The organism is Gemmobacter sp. LW-1 (assembly GCF_001303875.1).
GTDB classification, from domain to species: domain Bacteria; phylum Pseudomonadota; class Alphaproteobacteria; order Rhodobacterales; family Rhodobacteraceae; genus Gemmobacter; species Gemmobacter caeni.
The window spans coordinates 22,823-42,070 of record NZ_LJSC01000030.1 but is presented as its reverse complement, the minus strand read 5'-3'; the positions used below and the strand labels follow the sequence as shown (position 1 = coordinate 42,070).

The 19,248-nt window shown below is 63.7% G+C and carries 22 protein-coding genes; 10 read left to right on the top strand and 12 right to left on the bottom strand.

From position 1 onward, the window contains the following. Window positions 1-36: 36 nt before the first annotated feature. Window positions 37-1,674, bottom strand: coding sequence for a chaperonin GroEL (gene groL / locus AO684_RS05480; protein ID WP_054301738.1), 1,638 nt, complete (start codon window positions 1,672-1,674; stop codon window positions 37-39). Window positions 1,675-1,746: 72 nt separating this feature from the next. Then, a complete protein-coding gene (locus AO684_RS05475) occupies window positions 1,747-2,034 on the bottom strand; it encodes a co-chaperone GroES (protein ID WP_054301737.1) in 288 nt (95 codons plus the stop codon). 181 nt (window positions 2,035-2,215) lie between these two features. On the opposite strand from AO684_RS05475, the gene AO684_RS05470 reads away from it, so the two are divergent. After that, window positions 2,216-3,232: a TraB/GumN family protein gene (locus AO684_RS05470; RefSeq protein ID WP_054301736.1), complete on the top strand. Its 1,017-nt coding sequence runs from the start codon at window positions 2,216-2,218 to the stop codon at window positions 3,230-3,232. Between the two features lie 147 nt (window positions 3,233-3,379). On the opposite strand, the gene AO684_RS21530 is transcribed toward AO684_RS05470, so the two are convergent. Then, entirely contained in the window at window positions 3,380-3,922 is a 543-nt protein-coding gene (locus AO684_RS21530; protein WP_152968356.1) for a hypothetical protein, read from the bottom strand. Between the two features lie 146 nt (window positions 3,923-4,068). On the opposite strand from AO684_RS21530, the gene AO684_RS05465 reads away from it, so the two are divergent. The 7 genes from AO684_RS05465 (at window position 4,069) to AO684_RS05435 (ending at window position 9,468) form a co-directional block, all read left to right on the top strand. Beyond that, complete coding sequence (locus AO684_RS05465; RefSeq protein WP_054301735.1) at window positions 4,069-4,443, top strand: GFA family protein; 375 nt, start codon at window positions 4,069-4,071, stop codon at window positions 4,441-4,443. A 102-nt stretch (window positions 4,444-4,545) separates the two neighbouring features. Then, window positions 4,546-5,463: a manganese-dependent inorganic pyrophosphatase gene (locus AO684_RS05460; RefSeq protein WP_054301734.1), complete on the top strand. Its 918-nt coding sequence runs from the start codon at window positions 4,546-4,548 to the stop codon at window positions 5,461-5,463. Between the two features lie 125 nt (window positions 5,464-5,588). Continuing rightward, on the top strand, window positions 5,589-6,470 hold the full coding sequence (locus AO684_RS05455) for a TIGR01459 family HAD-type hydrolase (protein WP_054301733.1): 882 nt from the start codon (window positions 5,589-5,591) through the stop codon (window positions 6,468-6,470). A 116-nt stretch (window positions 6,471-6,586) separates the two neighbouring features. Next, window positions 6,587-7,030, top strand: coding sequence for a MaoC family dehydratase (locus AO684_RS05450; protein WP_054301732.1), 444 nt, complete (start codon window positions 6,587-6,589; stop codon window positions 7,028-7,030). A 29-nt stretch (window positions 7,031-7,059) separates the two neighbouring features. Next, entirely contained in the window at window positions 7,060-7,983 is a 924-nt protein-coding gene (locus AO684_RS05445; protein WP_054301731.1) for a bifunctional riboflavin kinase/FAD synthetase, read from the top strand. Further along, complete coding sequence (locus AO684_RS05440; protein ID WP_235451217.1) at window positions 7,983-8,426, top strand: YcgN family cysteine cluster protein; 444 nt, start codon at window positions 7,983-7,985, stop codon at window positions 8,424-8,426. The genes AO684_RS05445 and AO684_RS05440 overlap by 1 nt, the downstream gene beginning before the upstream one ends. A 22-nt stretch (window positions 8,427-8,448) precedes the next feature. Further along, window positions 8,449-9,468, top strand: coding sequence for a low specificity L-threonine aldolase (locus AO684_RS05435; protein ID WP_054301729.1), 1,020 nt, complete (start codon window positions 8,449-8,451; stop codon window positions 9,466-9,468). On the opposite strand, the gene AO684_RS05430 is transcribed toward AO684_RS05435, so the two are convergent. Beyond that, on the bottom strand, window positions 9,465-10,247 hold the full coding sequence (locus AO684_RS05430) for an alpha/beta fold hydrolase (protein ID WP_054301728.1): 783 nt from the start codon (window positions 10,245-10,247) through the stop codon (window positions 9,465-9,467). The genes AO684_RS05435 and AO684_RS05430 overlap by 4 nt on opposite strands. After that, window positions 10,247-10,843: a 2-hydroxychromene-2-carboxylate isomerase gene (locus tag AO684_RS05425; RefSeq protein ID WP_054301727.1), complete on the bottom strand. Its 597-nt coding sequence runs from the start codon at window positions 10,841-10,843 to the stop codon at window positions 10,247-10,249. Before AO684_RS05425 ends, AO684_RS05430 begins: the two co-directional genes overlap by 1 nt. Before the next feature lie 109 nt (window positions 10,844-10,952). Here AO684_RS05425 and AO684_RS05420 point away from each other — a divergent pair, with 109 nt between their 5' ends. Next, window positions 10,953-11,972 (top strand): ribose-phosphate pyrophosphokinase, encoded by a 1,020-nt coding sequence (locus tag AO684_RS05420; RefSeq protein WP_054301726.1) that lies wholly within the window; start codon window positions 10,953-10,955, stop codon window positions 11,970-11,972. A gap of 34 nt (window positions 11,973-12,006) precedes the next feature. On the opposite strand, the gene AO684_RS05415 is transcribed toward AO684_RS05420, so the two are convergent. The 7 genes from AO684_RS05415 to AO684_RS05385 all read right to left on the bottom strand — a co-directional run bounded on the left by AO684_RS05415 (window position 12,007) and on the right by AO684_RS05385 (window position 18,373). Further along, window positions 12,007-12,357 (bottom strand): H-type lectin domain-containing protein, encoded by a 351-nt coding sequence (locus tag AO684_RS05415; RefSeq protein WP_054301725.1) that lies wholly within the window; start codon window positions 12,355-12,357, stop codon window positions 12,007-12,009. Window positions 12,358-12,467: 110 nt separating this feature from the next. Continuing rightward, window positions 12,468-12,860: a F0F1 ATP synthase subunit epsilon gene (locus AO684_RS05410; RefSeq protein WP_054301724.1), complete on the bottom strand. Its 393-nt coding sequence runs from the start codon at window positions 12,858-12,860 to the stop codon at window positions 12,468-12,470. Between the two features lie 10 nt (window positions 12,861-12,870). Beyond that, window positions 12,871-14,295, bottom strand: coding sequence for a F0F1 ATP synthase subunit beta (gene atpD / locus AO684_RS05405; protein WP_054301723.1), 1,425 nt, complete (start codon window positions 14,293-14,295; stop codon window positions 12,871-12,873). Between the two features lie 21 nt (window positions 14,296-14,316). Beyond that, the gene (locus tag AO684_RS05400) at window positions 14,317-15,186 is read right to left on the bottom strand and encodes a F0F1 ATP synthase subunit gamma (protein ID WP_054301722.1); all 870 of its coding nucleotides are present in this window, start codon (window positions 15,184-15,186) and stop codon (window positions 14,317-14,319) included. 23 nt (window positions 15,187-15,209) lie between these two features. Beyond that, window positions 15,210-16,748 (bottom strand): F0F1 ATP synthase subunit alpha, encoded by a 1,539-nt coding sequence (atpA, locus tag AO684_RS05395; protein WP_054301721.1) that lies wholly within the window; start codon window positions 16,746-16,748, stop codon window positions 15,210-15,212. Then, the gene (locus tag AO684_RS05390) at window positions 16,748-17,308 is read right to left on the bottom strand and encodes a F0F1 ATP synthase subunit delta (RefSeq protein ID WP_054301720.1); all 561 of its coding nucleotides are present in this window, start codon (window positions 17,306-17,308) and stop codon (window positions 16,748-16,750) included. Before AO684_RS05390 ends, atpA begins: the two co-directional genes overlap by 1 nt. A gap of 297 nt (window positions 17,309-17,605) precedes the next feature. Then, the gene (locus tag AO684_RS05385) at window positions 17,606-18,373 is read right to left on the bottom strand and encodes a class I SAM-dependent methyltransferase (protein ID WP_054301719.1); all 768 of its coding nucleotides are present in this window, start codon (window positions 18,371-18,373) and stop codon (window positions 17,606-17,608) included. 63 nt (window positions 18,374-18,436) lie between these two features. Between AO684_RS05385 and gloB the strand changes: the two genes are divergently transcribed. Further along, the gene (gene gloB / locus AO684_RS05380; RefSeq protein ID WP_054301718.1) at window positions 18,437-19,201 is read left to right on the top strand and encodes a hydroxyacylglutathione hydrolase; all 765 of its coding nucleotides are present in this window, start codon (window positions 18,437-18,439) and stop codon (window positions 19,199-19,201) included. Window positions 19,202-19,248: the final 47 nt, after the last annotated feature.

Here is a 19,248-nt window from a genome sequence, read left to right as displayed (position 1 = left end):
AAAGGGCGCCCTTCCCCGAACCGATGGTCCGGCAGATTACATCATACCGTCCATGCCGCCCATGCCGCCCGGCATTGCCGGTGCCGACTTGTCGGCGGGCTTGTCAGCGATCATGGCTTCGGTGGTGATCAGCAGCGACGCGACCGAAGCCGCATCTTCCAGCGCGGTGCGGGTCACTTTGGCCGGGTCGATCACGCCGAAGGTGAACATGTCACCATATTCTTCGGTCTGAGCGTTGAAGCCGAAGTTCTTGTCGCTCGATTCGCGAACCTTGCCAGCCACCACGGCGCCGTCGACACCGGCGTTTTCGGCGATCTGACGCAGCGGCGCTTCCAGAGCGCGCTTCACGATGGCGATACCGGCGTTCTGGTCGCTGTTCTGGCCGGTGAGGCCGTCCAGCGATTTGCCAGCCTGAACCAGCGCCACGCCACCGCCGACAACGATGCCTTCCTGAACGGCGGCACGAGTCGCGTTCAGCGCGTCATCCACGCGGTCCTTGCGCTCTTTCACTTCGACTTCGGTCGCACCGCCGACGCGGATCACCGCAACGCCGCCAGCCAGTTTGGCCACGCGCTCTTGCAGCTTCTCACGGTCGTAGTCCGAGGTGGTTTCCTCGATCTGGGTGCGGATCTGGGCCACGCGGGCTTCGATCTCGGACTTGTCACCGGCGCCATCAACGATAGTGGTGTTGTCCTTGCTGATCGAGACTTTCTTGGCGCGGCCGAGCATGTCGATGGTGACATTTTCGAGCTTCATGCCCAGATCGTCGGAGATCACCTGACCGCCGGTCAGGATGGCGATGTCTTGCAGCATGGCCTTGCGACGGTCGCCGAAGCCCGGAGCCTTCACGGCAGCGATTTTCAGGCCGCCACGCAGCTTGTTCACGACGAGCGTGGCCAGAGCCTCGCCTTCCACGTCTTCAGCCACGATGATCAGCGGCTTTTGCGACTGGATCACCGCTTCCAGCAGCGGGACCATCGGTTGCAGCGACGAGAGTTTCTTCTCGTGCAGCAGGATCAGTGCGTCTTCCAGTTCCGCGACCATCTTGTCGGGATTGGTGACGAAGTAGGGGGACAGGTAGCCGCGGTCGAACTGCATGCCTTCGACGACTTCGACTTCGGTGTCCATGCCCTTGTTTTCTTCGACGGTGATCACACCCTCGTTGCCGACCTTCTGCATCGCGTCAGCGATGAAGCGGCCGATCTGGGCTTCGCCGTTGGCCGAAATGGTGCCGACCTGAGCGACTTCGTCCGAGTCCTTCACCGGACGCGCGGCGCCCTTGATGGTCTCGACGACCTTGGTGGTGGCCATGTCGATGCCACGCTTCAGGTCCATCGGGTTCATGCCCGCGGCGACAGCCTTCAGGCCTTCCTTGATGATGGCCTGCGCCAGCACGGTCGCGGTGGTGGTGCCGTCGCCGGCCTCGTCATTGGTGCGCGAGGCGACTTCTTTCACCATCTGCGCGCCCATGTTCTCGAACTTGTCCTGAAGTTCGATTTCCTTGGCGACGGAAACGCCGTCCTTGGTGATGCGCGGGGCACCGAACGACTTTTCGATGACCACGTTGCGGCCTTTCGGGCCGAGGGTCACTTTCACGGCATCGGCGAGGATGTTCACGCCGCGCAGCATGCGGTCGCGGGCATCGGTATCGAACTTGACGTCCTTGGCAGCCATGTGCTTGCTCCAGTTGTCTTGAATTTCAGAAAGTGGGGTCCGTCACCGGCCCCCGGATCAGGAAGACCGACCTCAGGCGATGACGCCGAGGATGTCGCTTTCCTTCATGATCAGAAGCTCTTCGCCTTCCAGCGTCACTTCGGTGCCCGACCATTTGCCGAACAGGATGCGGTCGCCCGCCTTCACCGTCATGGGGATCAGCTCGCCCGAATCCTTGCGGGCGCCTTCGCCGCAGGAGACGACTTCACCCTCTGCGGGCTTTTCCTTGGCGCTGTCGGGGATGATCAGACCGCCCTTGGTCTTTTCGTCGCTCTGGACGCGCTTGACCAGAACACGGTCATGAAGCGGTTTGAAAGCCATCTGGATACACTCCCTAGGTTCCAGTTAGAAATCCGGTTAGCACTCACCGTCAGCGAGTGCCAACGCCGCGAGAGTTAGGCATGGTCCGCCGGGCTGTCAACGCCTGCATCCGAAATTTTCGACGAAAAATTTTACCCCGCGCTGCCTTCCCGAGACCGGCCCCCTGTGCAAGGCTGCGCATATGTTGAAGCTTTCCCTGTTCCGCTCCGCCGCGCTTGCGCTGGCCCTTTTCGCCCTGCCCCAGGATGCGGTCGCCCGCTGTGCCGGGCAGAACCTGCTGGCCGACCTGCCCGCCGCCGAATCGGCGGAACTGGCCGATGCGACAGCGGCGCAGCCCTATGCGCAGGGCAATCTGTGGCAGGCCACCAAAGGCGACCGTCAGATCTATCTGCTGGGCACCTATCACATGCCCGATGCCCGGCACGCCGCCACCCTGGCCGAGGTGACGCCACTACTGGCCGGGATCGATACCCTGCTGGTCGAGGCAGGGCCAGAGGAGGAGCGTGCGCTGAAGCACGAGATTGCCAGCAATCCGGGGTTGCTGTTCCTGACCGAGGGGCCAAGCCTGCTGGAACGCTTTGGCCCCGAGGAATGGGCCGGTGTTGCCGCAGCACTGGAGGCGCGCAAGATTCCCGCCTTCATGGCCGCCAAGATGCGCCCCTGGTATCTGGCGACCATGCTGGGCATCGCGCCCTGCGACATGGCCGAGGCGCAGGCGGGCCGCGGGCTGGATCATCTGGTGATGGAACAGGCGGCAGAAACCGGGGTGCCGGTGCGGGCGCTGGAACCCTACACCACGCTGTTCGCCATCTTCGACGAATTGTCGATGGAGGAACAGATCGACATGCTGCGCGCCACGCTTCAGATGGAGCCGCAGATCGCCGATTTCGCCACGACCATGGCCGACGGCTATTTCGCCGGCGACACCCGCCGCATCTGGGAATACATGCGGCTGTCGAGCCACGATGCCCCCGGCTACACGCCGGAAAAGGCCGAGGCGGAGTTTGCCCGGATGGAAGACATCCTGATGACCCGCCGCAACAAGGCGTGGATCCCTGTGATCGAGGACGCCACCGCGACCGGCCCCACCTTCGCGGCCTTCGGTGCCCTGCATCTGGCGGGCAAGACCGGCGTTTTGAACCTGCTGACCGAACAGGGCTGGACGGTGGAGCGGATCGTGCTGCCGTCGGAGGGTTAATACCCTCATACGAACGTTGAGATAGCTATGTTGACGTCAGTCGTGGTTAGAATGCTATGAGGTTTCAGCATTAAAGTTAGTGATATTAAAGTCTGAAACTTTATCAGACAGTCAGATTTGCTAAATCACCATATTAGCGCATTTCCCTTACTTCAAATCACTAACCGCGAAAAGACACATACCCGCGGCCCGATCTCCCGTTTCGAGACCTCTTTCAAATTTCCACTCAGATTCACTAAAAAAATGAACCCGCAATCGAATAAATTGCACGCCTCTCACATCTTCGTAGCTGCCACAAACAGCCATTCGACCCTCAAAGCTTTTGTAGACCCACCAGCTATCGAAATTATATCCTCGCGCTTGAGGATCATACTTGCCAATTTCCTGCAACGCATCATCAATGACCCTCGGGGACCCAGGAAGAGATCTGTGCGCGGCCCTGCCCACCAAAACTCTGTGTATTGCTTCCCTGCGAACAGGAATATTGTTGCGCTCCGCAAAGGCCGCAATAAGACCGGGCAAATCTTTCGGTGAGAATACATCAGGTATCTCTCCTGCCTGCCTCAAAGCCTCGATTGCATATTTTGAAAGTTTGACCTCATCAGCGAACAGAGGATTTACCGAGAAGGATACCGCATACAGTATTGCAATCCGCAACTTATTTTTCAACATAATAAAAACTCGTGGCACGCCCTTCCCCTTTTAATGCCGGACTACGTTTTTGTCCATTATGCATCGTCAATCTTTCGGCCTATCGCCCAATGTAGTATGCTGCGACACTGCAGGCTGACAGCCAACACAAACCTGCCCCCTTCCAACCAAACGGAGCCAACCTCATGCCCTCCATCACCGGCGGATGCCTTTGCGGGGCCTTGCGGATCGAGGCGCGGGGGCGGCCGTTGCGGGTGGGGGTTTGTCATTGTCTTGACTGCCGCAAGCATCATGGGGCGCTGTTTCATGCCTCGGCGATCTTTCCCGAAACGGCGATCACCGTGACCGGCACGGCGCACAGCTTTGCCGGGCGGTTCTTCTGCCCGACCTGCGGTTCGCCGGTATTTTCGCGCACGGGGGCCGAGGTAGAGGTGCATCTGGGCACGCTGGATGCCCCCGACCAGTTCGTGCCCGGCTATGAGCTTTGGACCATCCGCCGCGAAAGCTGGCTGCCGCCCTTCCCCGGCACGCGGCTTTATCCGCAGGACCGCGACGAGTGACCCATCGGCGGCAAGCTGTCACCCCACCCCCGGCCTCCCGTGACAAGCGCGCTTTCCTTCCCTATAAGGCGCGCGAAACCATTCCATCCACGGGTTAGATTCATGATCAAGGTCTTCGGCCACAAATCCCCCGACACCGATTCCACCGGCTCGCCCATCGCCTGGGCCTGGTATCTGACCGAGGTGAAAGGCACCCCGGCCGAGGCCGTGCTGCTGGGAGAACCCAATACCGAGGCGGCCTTCGTGCTCCGGCACTGGGATCTGCCGAAACCCGCGATCATCACCGATGTGGCGGCGAGCGAAGAAGTGGTGATCGTCGACACCAACAACCCCGCCGAACTGCCGCCCTCGGTGAACGAGGCGAAGATCCTTGGCATCATCGACCATCACATGCTGGTCGGCGGCATCAAGACCAAGACGCCGATCGACATTACCATGCGGCCCCTGGCCTGCACCTCGACCATCCTCTACGATCTGATGGGCGCCGACGTGGCGCGCGCGCCGCGCGGCATCAAGGGTGCCATGCTGTCCTGCATCCTGTCGGACACGCTGGAATTCCGCAGCCCGACCACCACCGACCATGACCGTAAGGTGGCTGAGGCGCTGGCCGCAGATCTGGGTGTCTCGATCCCCGAATTCGCCGCCGCCATGTTCGAAGCGAAATCCGATGTCTCTGCCTTCTCGGATGCCGAACTGCTGCGGATGGATTCGAAAGAATACAATGTCGCCGGCAAGGAACTGCGCGTCAGCGTGCTGGAAACCACCGCGCCGAAGATCCTGCTGGACCGCAAGGACAGTCTGATGGCCTCGATGCCTGCCGTCGCGCAGGAAGATGGCGCCGATCAGGTACTGCTGTTCATCATCGACATCCTGAAGGAAGAAGCGACGCTGCTGGTGCCGAACGATCTGGTGAAACAACTGGCCGAAGCCTCGTTTGGCTGCGCTGTGTCCGGTGACAGCGTGGTGCTGCCGGGCATCATGAGCCGCAAGAAGCAGATCATCCCGTCGCTGACGCTCTGATCACCTGCCGATTCACGACCGGGCCGGGGAACCCTCCCCGGCCCGTCGCCGTTCCGCCCCTGCTGTCACAAAGCTGTCGGACCCCTGCGCCAGACTGCGCCCGATCCGCCCCTGAAAGGCCTGCCATGACCCAGATGATCGCCTCGCTTTCCGAAATTTCCGGCCGTTACCGTGCGGTGTTCTGCGATCTCTGGGGCTGCCTGCACAATGGCAAGACCCCCTTCCCCACCGCCGTCGCCGCCTTGCAACAGTTCCGTGCAAGCGGTGGCTTCGTCGTCCTGATGACAAATGCACCGCGCCCTTTCGGCTCGGTCGCGGCACAGCTTGACCGGATCGGGGCACCGCGTGACTGCTATGATATGATCGTCTCCTCGGGTGATGCCGCTCAGCAGGCGCTGGTCAGCGGCGCGGTCGGGCGCCGCGTGGCCTTCCTTGGCGCGGAAAAGGACATGCCCTTCTTCACCGACCTGCCGCCCGAATTGCAGGGCAATGACCCTATCACCTTTGTGCCGATGGCCGAGGCCGAGGGCATCGTCTGCACCGGCCTGCGCGACGATCTGACCGAGACGCCTGAAGACTACCGGACCGAACTGGCGCTGGGGAAGGCGCGCGGGCTGACCATGCTCTGCGCCAACCCCGATATCGTGGTCGATATGGGCGACAAGCGGGTCTATTGCGCCGGGGCGCTGGCAAAGGATTACGAGGAACGCGGCGGCACCGCGCTGTATTTCGGCAAGCCGCATCCGCCGATCTACGATCTCGCCCGCCGGAAAATGGCTGAAACCGCCGAACCCCTGTCCAATGACGACATCCTGTGCATTGGCGACGGACCCTGGACCGATATTCTGGGTGGCCAGAACGAAGGGATCGACACGCTGTTCATCACCGGCGGGATTGTGGCAGATCGGTTCGGCGCGGATTCCGCCAATCCTGACAAGGCTTTGCTGGAAAGCTGGCTGGAGGCGGAGGAGCTGTCACCTACCTATGCCATGCCGCACCTGGCCTGACAGCGCAGCAACATTATTACCACTTTTGTCGCACCTGCGCCAAATAATTACCCGCGCAATTGCGCTGCGACGCAGCATATGCTACGTTGCAGCTCAGGAACCGGAGGATTCGCAGGATGCTCGACAACATGCCCCGCGGGACGATCTGCATTGAAGACATCGAAATCGGCATGAGCCGCCATCTGCGGAAAACCGTGACCGACCGGGATATCGAACTCTTCGCCGAGGTCTCGACCGACAGGAACCCGGTGCATCTGGACGATGCCTATGCGCAGGACACCATCTTTGAAGGCCGGATTGCTCACGGGATGCTGACCGCCGGGCTGATTTCGGCGGTGATCGGCGAACAGCTTCCCGGTCATGGTACGGTTTATCTGGGCCAGTCGCTGAAGTTCATGGCGCCCGTGCGCCCCGGCGATACCGTCTATGCCGAAGTCAAGGTGACGGCCATTGACCACGCGAAGCGCCGTGTGACCCTTGAAACCCATTGCGCCGTGGGTAATACCGTGGTGCTGAAGGGCGAGGCGCTGGTTCTGGCGCCAAGCCGCAAGTTCGACTGAGGGCAGGACGGCCCTCGCCACGGGGTCGCATGAAGATAGTCAGGCACTGGCAGGGGCTGGCACCGCAGGATCGCGGCGCGTCGATTGCCATGGGCAATTTCGATGGCGTGCATCTGGGGCACCGCTCGGTGATCGAGGCGGCGGCTGCGCACGGACCGCTGGGCGTGCTGACTTTCGAGCCTCACCCGCGCGAGTTTTTCGCCCCCACCGCCCCGCCCTTCCGGCTGATGAATGCCGAGGCGCGGGCCAACCGGCTGGCCAAGCTGGGCGTAGCCCATCTTTATGAACTGCCGTTCAACGGCACCATGGCGGCCTTCACCCCGGCGGAATTCGCCGAAGAGGTGCTGGCGCGCGGTCTGGGTGCCACCCATGTCACCGTTGGCGCTGATTTCTGTTTTGGCAAAGGTCGCAGCGGTACGGTCGCGGATCTGAAGGCAGAGGGCGCGCGGCTGGGCTTTGGCGTCACCGTCGCACCGCTGCTGAAGATCGGTGCGCAGGAAGTCTCCTCCACCGCCATCCGCACCGCCTTGGCCGAAGGCCGCCCGCGCGATGCCGCCGACATGCTGGGTCACTTGCACCGGATCGACGGCGAAGTGTTGCATGGCGAAAAGCGCGGCCGCGAACTGGGCTTTCCCACCGCGAACATGAGCGTGGCGGGCCTGCATCTGCCAAAGCTTGGCGTCTATGCGGTGAAGGTCGATGTGCTGACCGGGCCGCAGGCTGGCAGCTATGGTGGCGCGGCAAGCCTTGGCGTGCGGCCGATGTTCGGGGAGAACACCCCGAACCTTGAAACCTATATCTTTGATTTCAAGGGCGATCTTTACGGACAGCACATTTCCGTCGCGCTGGTCGATTATCTGCGACCGGAGATGAAGTTCGACGGCCTGCCCGCGCTCATCGACCAGATGAACACCGATTGCGCCCGCGCGCGCGACATTCTGGCGGGGGCATGATGCGCCCGCGCTTCTGGGAAACCGTGCCGCTGGACCGGATGCGCCCCGAGGAATGGGAAGCGCTGTGCGACGGCTGCGGCAAGTGCTGTCTGAACAAGATCGAATATGAAGACACCGGCGAGGTGGAATTCACCCGCATCGCCTGTCGCCTGCTGGACGGCGAGTCCTGCCGCTGCACGCAATATCCGATCCGCAAGCAATTCGTGCCCGATTGCGTGCAGCTGACACCCGCAACGCTGCCGAATATCGCCTACTGGATGCCCCGAACCTGCGCCTACCGCCTGCTCTATGAAGGCAAGCCGCTGCCCGACTGGCACCCGCTACTGACTGGCAACCCGGAATCGGTGCACGAGGCTGGGGCCAGCGTGCGCGGCTGGACGGTACCGGAATTTGAAGTTCCCGAAGAAGACTGGGACGATTACGTCATCGACGAAACGCCCTGACCCTGCCAGCGGAGGCCGCCCGATGTATTTCACCTCTGACAATGCCGCCGGGGTGCCGCCCGAGGTTCTGGCCGCGCTGACCAGGGCGAACACCGGATATACCAAGGGCTACGGCGCTGAAGACCTGTCACTGGCGGTAGAGGCGCGGCTGCGCGAGATGCTGGAAGCGCCCGAAGCGCGGGTATTCCTTGTTGCTACCGGCACGGCGGCCAATGCGCTGGCGCTGGCCTGCCTTTGCCCGCCCTGGGGCACGGTGCTGTGTCATCCGCAGGCCCATATCGCCGAGGATGAATGCGGCGCGCCCGAGTTTTTCACCCATGGCGCGAAGCTGGTGCATTGCGCGGGCGCACATGGCCGCATCGCGCCCGAGGCACTGGTGCAGGCGTTGGGTGCCACAGGGGCGAGCGTCCACAACAGCCAGCGCGGTGCGCTGTCGCTGACCAATGTGACAGAGGCGGGCACTGTTTACTCCGCCGCGCAGACCGCGCAACTGGCCGGAATGGCGCGCGACGCCGGGATGCCGGTTCATCTCGATGGCGCGCGCTTTGCCAATGCGGTTGTGGCCACAGGCGCCAGCCCCGCCGATCTGACATGGCGCGCCGGGGTCGATGCGCTGTCCTTCGGCGGCACCAAGAACGGGCTTATGGGGGTAGAGGCGGTGGTGATCTTCGACCCCGCCCGCGCCTGGGAATTTGAGCTGCGCCGCAAGCGCGGCGGGCATCTGCTGTCGAAAGGCCGCTATCTGGCGGCGCAGATGGCAGCGATGCTGGAAGGGCGGCGCTGGCTCGAATGGGCCGTGCAGGCCAATGCCATGGGCGCCCGGCTGGCCGATGGGCTGGTGGCGCGCGGCGTCGCACTGCGCCACCCGGTCGAGGCCAATATCCTGTTCCCGCTCTGGCCCAAGGGAACCTCGGCCCGGCTGCGCGCGGGCGGGGCGATGTTCTATGACATGCCCGCGCCCGAGGGGCAGGAGGGCGCCCGTCTGGTGACAAGCTGGGCCACGACCGAGGCGGATGTGGATCGTTTTCTTGCGCTGATCTAGCCCCGGATCGCCGCGACCACAGCGGCAGAATGGGTGATCGGCACCATATGCGCAGCTCCCGGCACCGAGACCCGCCGCGCGCCCGGAATGCGTGCTGCCAGCGCGCCATGGATCGCTCCGATCACAGCCGGGCTTTCCGCCCCTTCCAACAGCAGAACCGGCACGTTGATCGCCTCCAGCCGCCCCGGCGCTGTCAGACCCGGACGGTCCTCCAGCAGCACAGGATTCTGTGCCCGCACCAGCGGCATGCGATCCGCCATGTAGCGGCGCTGCATTTCCGGCAGGCTGGCGAAATCGCCGACACCCCAGTGTTTGTGGAACAATGCGGCAGCGGCGAAAGGATCGCCATCCATCTGCGCGTCAACCGCCATATAGACCCGCGCGAAGTCGTCAAACTCCGGCGTGCCGCGCACGATGGCGAACAGCACCGGCTCGATCAGCACCAGACGGCGGACCAGATCGGGTCGTTCCACCGTCAGACGCAGCGCCACGGTCGCCCCGAAACTATGCCCGAACAGATCGACCGGGCCATCCGCACGCTCTGCCAGTTCGGCGGCAATCGCCGTGGCAAGGCCATGCAGATCCCCCCCTGGCGGCAAGTCGGCGCTGCGGCCATGGCCCGGCAGATCCGGAGCAGTCAGCGAAAGCTCAGGCAACCCGGTCGCCACACCCGACCACGCCCCCGCATGGGCCAGCGAGCAATGCAGCGCCAGGGTCGGGCGCCCGCCCTGCCCCCAGTGCCGATAGGCCGTCGGATGGCCTGCGATGGTCTCCGGCATCAGAGCTTGCCCGACAGATGCAGATCAAGGTCTTGCAGATGATCCTGCCCCCAGAAGCCTTCGCCATCCACCAGATAGAAGGGCACGCCGAACACGCCGCGCGATACCGCCTCTTCCAGGTTGACGGCATAGGTTTCCGCCGCCGCCAGCATACCGCGCTGCGCCACAGCCGGGTCGAAACCCGCCTGTTCCATGACCGAGGCGATGACCGCATCATCGGCAATGTCACGGTTCTCCGCCCAGCAGGCACGGGCCAGCCCATGCGTCAGTGCCCCCAGATCGCCGCCCCCCGCCGCCTGCGCCGCGATGATCGCATAGCCCGAGGGCGCCGGGTTGACCGGCCAGAACAGCGGTTGTTCGTTCAGCATCAGCCCATGTTTGCGCGACTGGCGGCGCAACTCCTGCAAGCGATAGGCACGGCGGCTTTCATGCCGCTGCGCCAGCGGCTGCCCGCCGGTCCGCGCGAACAGCCCCGCCGGGTCCAGCGGCTTGTAGCTGATCGAGGCACCATGTCGCGCGCCAATCTCTTCAAGCCGCTGCCCCGCCAGGTAGACGAAGGGCGATACGGCGGCAAAGTAATAGTCGATATGCGGCATGGCGGCCTCCCCGAGGGCGTGAAGATTTGCGCCGACCGTAACCCGGTGGTAAGCGGTGTCAACGCTACCGGACGGTCGCGAATCCGCCGCTCTTTACAGGACCCCTCCCATGGCTGCCACCACCGAACCCAAGCTGATCGCCGGAAATGCCAACCGCGCGCTTGCGAAATCCATCGCGCGGCGCATGTCGATGCACCGCGGAATGCAGGTCGGGCTGGTGGATGCACGGGTTGAACGCTTCAATGACGGCGAAGTTTTCGTCGAGGTGTTCGAGAATGTGCGCGGCGAGGATATGTATATCATCCAGCCGACCTCGCGCCCGGCCAATGACAATCTGATGGAGCTGCTGATCATCGCCGATGCGCTGCGCCGCTCCTCCGCCGACCGCATCACCGCTGTGATCCCCTACTTCGGCTATGCCCGCCAGGACCGCCGCGCCAAGGCCCGCACCCCCATCAGCGCCAAGCTGGTGGCCAACCTGCTGACCGAAGCGGGGATCGACCGTATTCTGACGCTGGACCTGCATGCGGCGCAGATCCAGGGCTTCTTCGACATTCCGGTCGACAACCTTTATGCCAGCCCGATCTTCGCGCTGGATATCGAGCACCATTTCAAGGGCCAGATGGACGATCTGATGATCGTCTCGCCCGACGTGGGCGGCGTGGCGCGGGCGCGCGAACTGGCCAAGCGCATCAATGCGCCGCTGTCGATCGTGGACAAGCGGCGGGAAAAGGCGGGTGAGGTCGCCGGGATGACCGTGATCGGCGACGTGAAGGGCCGCAAGTGCATCATCGTCGACGACATCTGCGATACCGCCGGAACGCTGTGCAAGGCCGCCGAGGTGCTGCTGGAGAACGGCGCGACCGAGGTCCACAGCTACATCACCCATGGCGTGCTGTCCGGCCCCGCCGTCGAACGGGTGCAGAATTCGGTCATGAAATCGCTGGTCATCACCGATTCCATCGAACCGACCGAAGCGGTGAAGAACTGCCCCAATATCCGCATCGTGCCGACAGCGCCGATGTTCGCGCAGGCAATCCTCAATATCTGGCATGGCACCAGCGTGTCGTCGCTGTTTGAAACCGAAACGCTGGTCCCGATCTACGAGGGGCTTTACCAGCGCGGCTGAGACAGACCGAAAGGCCGCCCCACCGGGCGGCCTTTCAGTAAAGCTGCCAGTTATCTTCGTCCTGCACCGGACCAATGGCCATCCAGTCGGCCCGCACCCGTGCCACGCGCGTATCACCCCAGGTGCGAAAGACGATGTGAAATCCGGTCTCTGTCACGTTCTCGGCCGTCAGGTCCGCGCGGGAATTGTGCTTGTGGTCCATATCCCACATCGACACGCCCAGCGAGACCACGGGCGGATCAAGGAACGGCTCCTTGAAGGTGACGATGAACCGGCTTTCACGCGGCCCCTGCCCCGTCCACATCACACCGCCATCGGCAAAATCCGAGAAAAGCACGCGGCTGCCCTGATCGACCCCGAATGATCCGGTGTTGAAACGTCGCATCTGGCCTCCTTTTCGCGGCCATGCTCCGCGAGAATCTCGTCAAAAAATTGGTAACATAATGAAAAAGGCCCCGAAAGATCGGGGCCTTTCGATTGATGCCGGTTCCGCGATCAGTGGGTCGCGGCGTAGCGCAGGGCCTGAAGATCATTGACGATCTTGTCAGCGGCATCCTTGTCGTCGGCCATAGCCGCAAGGTCGCGCGCTTCCTGGATCATCTCATCCAGCAGGGTGCCGGTCAGGTCGCTGACCGGGATCGCCCGCTCTGCCAGAACCGTCACGCCCGAGGCGGTGATTTCGGCGAAGCCGCCGGTGACCGCGAAGGCCAGCGTGGCTTGCGGCGAAACCGCCTTCAGGATGCCGGGGCGCAGGGTGGTGATGGTGGCCGCATGGCCTTCCATCGCCGTCATGTCGCCATCGGCCCCCGGGATCTGCACCTCGGTCACCTGAGCGGAAGCAAGCTTCCGCTCGGGCGACACCAGGTCGAATTGCAGGGTGTTGGCCATTTACGCCCCCTTACGCCGCAGCCGCGGCGAGCTTCTGGGCCTTGGCCTTCACCTCTTCAATGTCGCCGACCATGTAGAAGGCGGCTTCCGGCAGGTGGTCGTATTCGCCATTCACCACAGCCTTGAACGAGGCGATGGTTTTTTCCAGCGGCACCTGAACGCCGTCCGAGCCGGTGAAGACCTTCGCCACGTCGAAGGGCTGCGACAGGAAGCGCTGGATTTTCCGGGCGCGTGCCACGGTCAGCTTGTCCTCTTCCGACAGTTCGTCCATCCCGAGGATGGCGATGATGTCCTGAAGCGACTTGTAGCGCTGAAGGATGCCCTGCACCTGACGGGCGACGTTGTAGTGCTCTTCGCCGATCACGGACGGGTCCAGCAGACGCGAGGTCGAGTCGAGCGGGTCAACGGCCGGGTAGATGCCAAGCTCCGAGATCGCACGCGACAGCACCGTGGTGGCGTCGAGGTGGGCGAAGGAGGTAGCGGGCGCCGGGTCGGTAAGGTCGTCGGCCGGAACGTAGATCGCCTGCACCGAGGTGATAGAGCCGTTCTTGGTCGAGGTGATGCGCTCCTGCAGGGCGCCCATGTCGGTCGCCAGCGTCGGCTGGTAGCCCACGGCCGAAGGAATACGGCCCAGCAGAGCCGACACTTCCGAACCGGCCTGGGTGAAGCGGAAGATGTTGTCCACGAAGAACAGCACGTCCGTCCCCGACTGGTCGCGGAACTGTTCGGCCAGCGTCAGGCCGGTCAGCGCCACGCGGGCGCGCGCGCCCGGCGGTTCGTTCATCTGGCCGTAGACCAGCGCCACTTTCGAGGCGGTCAGGTCGTCGGTCTTGATAACGCCCGATTCGATCATCTCGTGATACAGGTCATTGCCTTCACGGGTCCGCTCACCCACGCCGGCGAACACGGAGTAGCCCGAGTGCACCTTGGCGATGTTGTTGATGAGTTCCATGATGAGAACGGTCTTGCCCACGCCGGCGCCGCCGAACAGGCCGATCTTGCCGCCCTTGGCATAGGGGGCCAGCAGGTCGATGACCTTGATGCCGGTCACCAGAACCTGGCTTTCGGTCGCCTGCGACGCGAAATCCGGGGCTTTCTGGTGGATGGCGCGCTTTTCGGTCGCCACGACCGGGCCCTTTTCGTCCACCGGCTCGCCGATGACGTTCAGGATGCGGCCGAGGGTGGCGTCACCCACCGGCACCGAGATCGGCGCGCCGGTGTCGCTCACCCTGGCGCCGCGGACGAGACCTTCGGTCGCGTCCATGGCGATGGTGCGGACAGTGTTTTCACCCAGGTGCTGGGCAACTTCCAGAACCAGCGGCTTGCCGTTGTTGTCGGTTTCAAGGGCGTTCAGAATGGCCGGCAGGGCGCCATCGAACTGAACGTCCACAACGGCGCCGATGACCTGCGTCACTTTGCCTTGTGCTTGTGCCATGTCGTTTCTCCGTTCGGGTCGTCAGAGCGCCTCGGCGCCCGAGATGATTTCGATAAGCTCTTTGGTGATCGCGGCCTGACGGCTCCGGTTGTACTGGATCGTCAGCTTGTTGATCATGTCGCCCGCGTTGCGGGTCGCATTGTCCATCGCGCTCATCCGGGCCCCCTGTTCGGAAGCCCCGTTTTCCAGAAGGGCGGTGAAGATCTGCGTCGCGACACCGCGCGGCAGCAGGTCGGCGAGGATCGCCTCTTCGCCCGGCTCGTAATCGTAGAGCGTGTTCGTGACCACCGCCTCGCCCGGCTGGGCGGGGATGATCTGCTGGGCGGTCGGGATCTGCGAGATCACCGACTGGAAGCGGTTGAAGAAGATCGTCGCCACATCGAACTCACCCGCGTCATAGCGGTTGAGGATGTCGCGGGCGATTTCCTGGGCATTGACATAGCCCACACGCTTCACGTCCGACAGATCGACATGGCCGACGAAATGATCGCCGAGATCGCGGCGCAGCTGTTCGCGGCCTTTCTTGCCGACGGTCAGGATCTTGACGACCTTGCCCTGGGCCAGAAGCTCGTTGGCCCGCGCGCGGGCAAGCCGCACGATGGTCGTGTTGAAACCGCCGCAGAGACCGCGTTCCGCCGTCATCACCACCAGCAGATGCACCTTGTCGGCACCCGTCCCGGCCAGAAGCCGGGGCGCGCCGTCAGAGCTGCCGACCGAAGTGGCCAGCCCGGCGATGACCGCATTCATGCGATCCGCATAGGGGCGGGCGGCCTCGGCGGCCTCTTGCGCGCGGCGAAGTTTCGCCGCGGCAACCATCTGCATGGCCTTCGTGATCTTCCGCGTATTCTTGACGCTTCCGATCCGGTTTTTCAGGTCCTTAAGGCTGGGCATATCCCTGTCCTCTCAGCCCGCGCTTACGCGAAGGTCTTGGCGAAGTCGGCGATAGCGGCCTTCAGTTTCTCTTCATCCGCGCCCTTGATCTTCGGGTCGGCCGAGGTCAGCCATTCCAGGATATCCTTGCGCTGGCCGCGCAGATAGGACAGCAGACCGGCCTCGAACCGGCCCACATCCTTGACGGCAACCTTGTCGAGGAAGCCCGCGGTGCCCGCGTAGATCACGCAGACGATTTCCGCGTTGGTCAGCGGCGAATATTGCGGCTGCTTCATCAGCTCGGTCAGGCGCGCACCACGGTTCAGCAGGGCTTGCGTCGAGGCGTCAAGGTCCGAACCGAACTGGGCGAAAGCGGCCATCTCGCGGTACTGGGCGAGCGACAGTTTCACCGGGCCTGCCACGGTTTTCATGGCGTTGGTCTGCGCCGACGAACCCACGCGCGACACCGAGAGACCGGTGTTCACGGCCGGGCGGATGCCCTGGTAGAACAGTTCGGTTTCAAGGAAGATCTGGCCGTCAGTGATCGAGATCACGTTGGTCGGGATGAAGGCCGACACGTCTCCGCCCTGGGTTTCGATGATCGGCAACGCGGTCAGCGAACCGGCACCGAAGTCTTCGTTCAGCTTGGCCGAACGCTCCAACAGGCGCGAGTGGAGGTAGAACACGTCGCCCGGATAGGCTTCACGCCCCGGCGGACGGCGCAGCAGCAGCGACATCTGACGGTAGGACACGGCCTGTTTCGACAGGTCATCATAGATGATCAGCGCATGACGGCCGTTGTCGCGGAAGTATTCCGCCATGGCAGTCGCCGAATAGGGGGCGAGGAACTGCATCGGCGCCGGGTCCGAGGCGGTCGCGGCCACCACGATTGTGTAGTCGATGGCGCCGGTTTCTTCGAGCTTCTTCACCAGCTGCGCCACGGTCGAGCGCTTCTGGCCGACGGCGACGTAGATACAGTAGAGCTTCTTCGACTCGTCCGAACCGGCGGACTCGTTGTACGATTTCTGGTTCAGAATGGCGTCCAGCGCGACAGCGGTCTTGCCGGTCTGACGGTCACCGATGATCAGCTCGCGCTGGCCACGGCCAATCGGGATCATGGCGTCAACGGCTTTCAGGCCGGTCGCCATCGGCTCGTGCACCGATTTCCGCGGAATGATGCCCGGCGCTTTCACGTCGGCAATGCGACGCTCGGTCGCCACGATCGGGCCCTTGCCATCGATCGGGTTGCCAAGGCCATCAACCACGCGGCCCAGCAGGCCCTCGCCCGCCGGCACGTCCACGATGGACTTGGTGCGCTTGACGGTGTCGCCTTCCTTGATGTCCTGGTCGGAGCCGAAGATCACGACGCCGACGTTGTCGACTTCGAGGTTCAGCGCCATCCCGCGGATGCCGCCGGGGAACTCCACCATTTCACCGGCCTGGACGTTGTCCAGCCCGTGCACACGCGCAATACCGTCGCCAACCGACAGCACGCGGCCGACTTCAGCCACGGCAGCGTCAGTGCCGAAGTTCTTGATCTGCTCCTTGAGGATCGCAGAGATCTCAGCAGCCTGGATTCCCATCACCCAACCTCTTTCATTGCATTCTGGAGAGCCGCGAGCTTGGACTTGATCGAGGTGTCGATCATGGTCGAGCCCAGGCGGACAACAAGACCGCCGATGAGGCTTTCATCGACGGCGACTTTGACTTTCACTTCCTTGCCCACACGCGCTTTCAGCGTGGCGGCCAGCTTGGCGGCCTGCTCCGACGACAGGGCGGCGGCAGAGGTGACCTCGGCGGTCATCTCGCCCTTTTCGGCGGCGATGGCATCGCGCAGGTTCGCCACCAGTTGCGGCAGAACGAACAGACGGCGCTTGGACGCCATCAGGGCAAGCGTATTCGCGGTCAGGGTCGACAGACCCATCTTGGCGGCAAGGGCCGCAATGGCATTGCCCTGATCTTCGCGCGAGTAAAGCGGCGAGCCGATCAGGTCACGCAGGTCAGCGCTGGACTGGAGAGCGGCGTCGAGCGCATCGACATCCCCCTCCAGAGCCTTCAGGCCCTTCGCCTCTTTCGCGAGGTCGAACAGGGCAGTTGCGTAACGCGCGGCAATGCCGGAGGAGATCGAAGCTGTTTCGGACACGTCAACCCTTCCGCTGGCTGTGCCCCATGCCGGCGCGGGAGGGCGCAGGCCAGAGGCTTCCTGTGGCGCATGTTTGCACATGCGTCTCAAATTCGACGCGTCTCTAACAGAGGTGCCCTAATGCCGCAACCGTGAACAGCGCCAGAATCGGGCTTGTTTGTCGCAAACATACCGGGCTTTCGCAGCCGGTCCTTCGTTTGTGTCGCTACAATGACAGCCCGGCCAGAATCGCCACTTCTTTCGGCACCTCCGACACGGACTCGCAGCTATAGACCGCGCGCCCGCGCGAGGGGCGACTCAGGCCCCCTCCCCCGTGCGCATCGCGGGTTCCGGCGCGGCGGCCCCCGCCCCCTCCCAGACCCGCAGCGGCTTCTTCACCACGGCCCCCAGCCCGCCGCGCGTCGGGGCATAGATCTGTTTCGAGGCCTCCACCATCAGCACGCCGCCGGCGATCCAGGGCGCAAAGCGGCGGCCCGTGCGTTCCCAGAAATTCGCGGTCCGCAGCCAGAAGCGTTTGGTTGACGGCGGGGCGTAAAGCGCCGCGACATGCCGTTCCGGCGTGAAACCCGCACGGCGCAGCTGCGCCTCCACCTGACCCAGCGAATAGGGACGGCCAAAGCCGAAGGGCGTGCCATCGCCCCGCGCCCAGAGACCGGAGCGGTTGGGCACCACGAACAGTACCTTCCCCCCCGGCCCCAGCACGCGATGCGCTTCCTCCAGCACGGCAGAGGGTTGTTCCGAGGTTTCCAGCCCATGCATCAGGACAAGCCGGTCGACAAAGCCGGTCGACAGCGGCCATGCGGTTTCCTCGCACAGCACACTTACATTCTCCATTCCGGCAGGCCAGGGCATCACGCCCTGCGGCCCGGGCATCAGGCCGATCACCCGCCGGGCCTCTGTGAGATAGGGGCGCAGCAGGGGCACCGCGAAGCCGAATCCCGCCACGGTCTGCCCCGCCATCGGCGGCCACATCGCCACCACCTGATCGCGGATGGCCCGCTGCGCCACCCGGCCCAAAGCGGTACGGTAGTAAAAGTTGCGCAGGTCGAGCACGTCGAGATGCATTGCGGGCAGGTCCGTTCACGGCCAATCTGGACCACGACCTTAGCCGATCAGACAGGAAACGCCATGCTGCAACTCGTCACCGTCCCCTGCCTTGCGGACAACTATGCCTTTCTTCTGCATGATTCCGTCACCGGCCAGACCGCGCTGGTCGATGCCCCGGACGCCGAGCCCATCCTGACCGCGTTGCGCCAGCATGGCTGGGGGCTGGACGACATCCTGCTGACGCACCACCACTGGGACCATATCGACGGCACTGCCGCCCTGGTCGCGGCGACGGGCGCCCGAGTCACCGGGGCCGCCGCGGATGCCCACCGCCTGCCGCCGCTGGACCGCGCGGTCAGCCCCGGTGACCGCATCACCATCTGCGGCGAAACCGTCGATGTGATCGACGTGCCCGGCCATACCGTCGGTCATGTCGCGTTCCACTTTCCGGACAGCAGGATGGCCTTTACCGGCGACAGCCTGATGGCGCTGGGATGCGGCCGCCTGTTCGAGGGCACCCCCGCCCAGATGTGGGACAGCCTGACCCGGCTGGCCGCCTTGCCGACCGATACGCTGATCTGTTCGGGCCATGAATATACCACGTCCAACGGCCGTTTCGCGCTGAGCCTTGAAGATGTGCCGCCGGCACTTATCTTGCGGATGGAAGGGGTCGAACGCGCCCGCGCCGCCAGCCAGCCCACCGTGCCCTCCACCCTTGCCGAAGAGCTTGCCACCAACCCGTTTCTGCGCGCCCGTGACCCGGCGATGAAAGCCGCGCTGGGGATGACCGATGCACAAGATGCTGCGGTTTTCGCGGAAATCAGGGCGCGAAAGGACAAATTCTGACCTCCCGCCGGAAGCCGCCACCCCGGGCCGATCACATTTTGCAACCA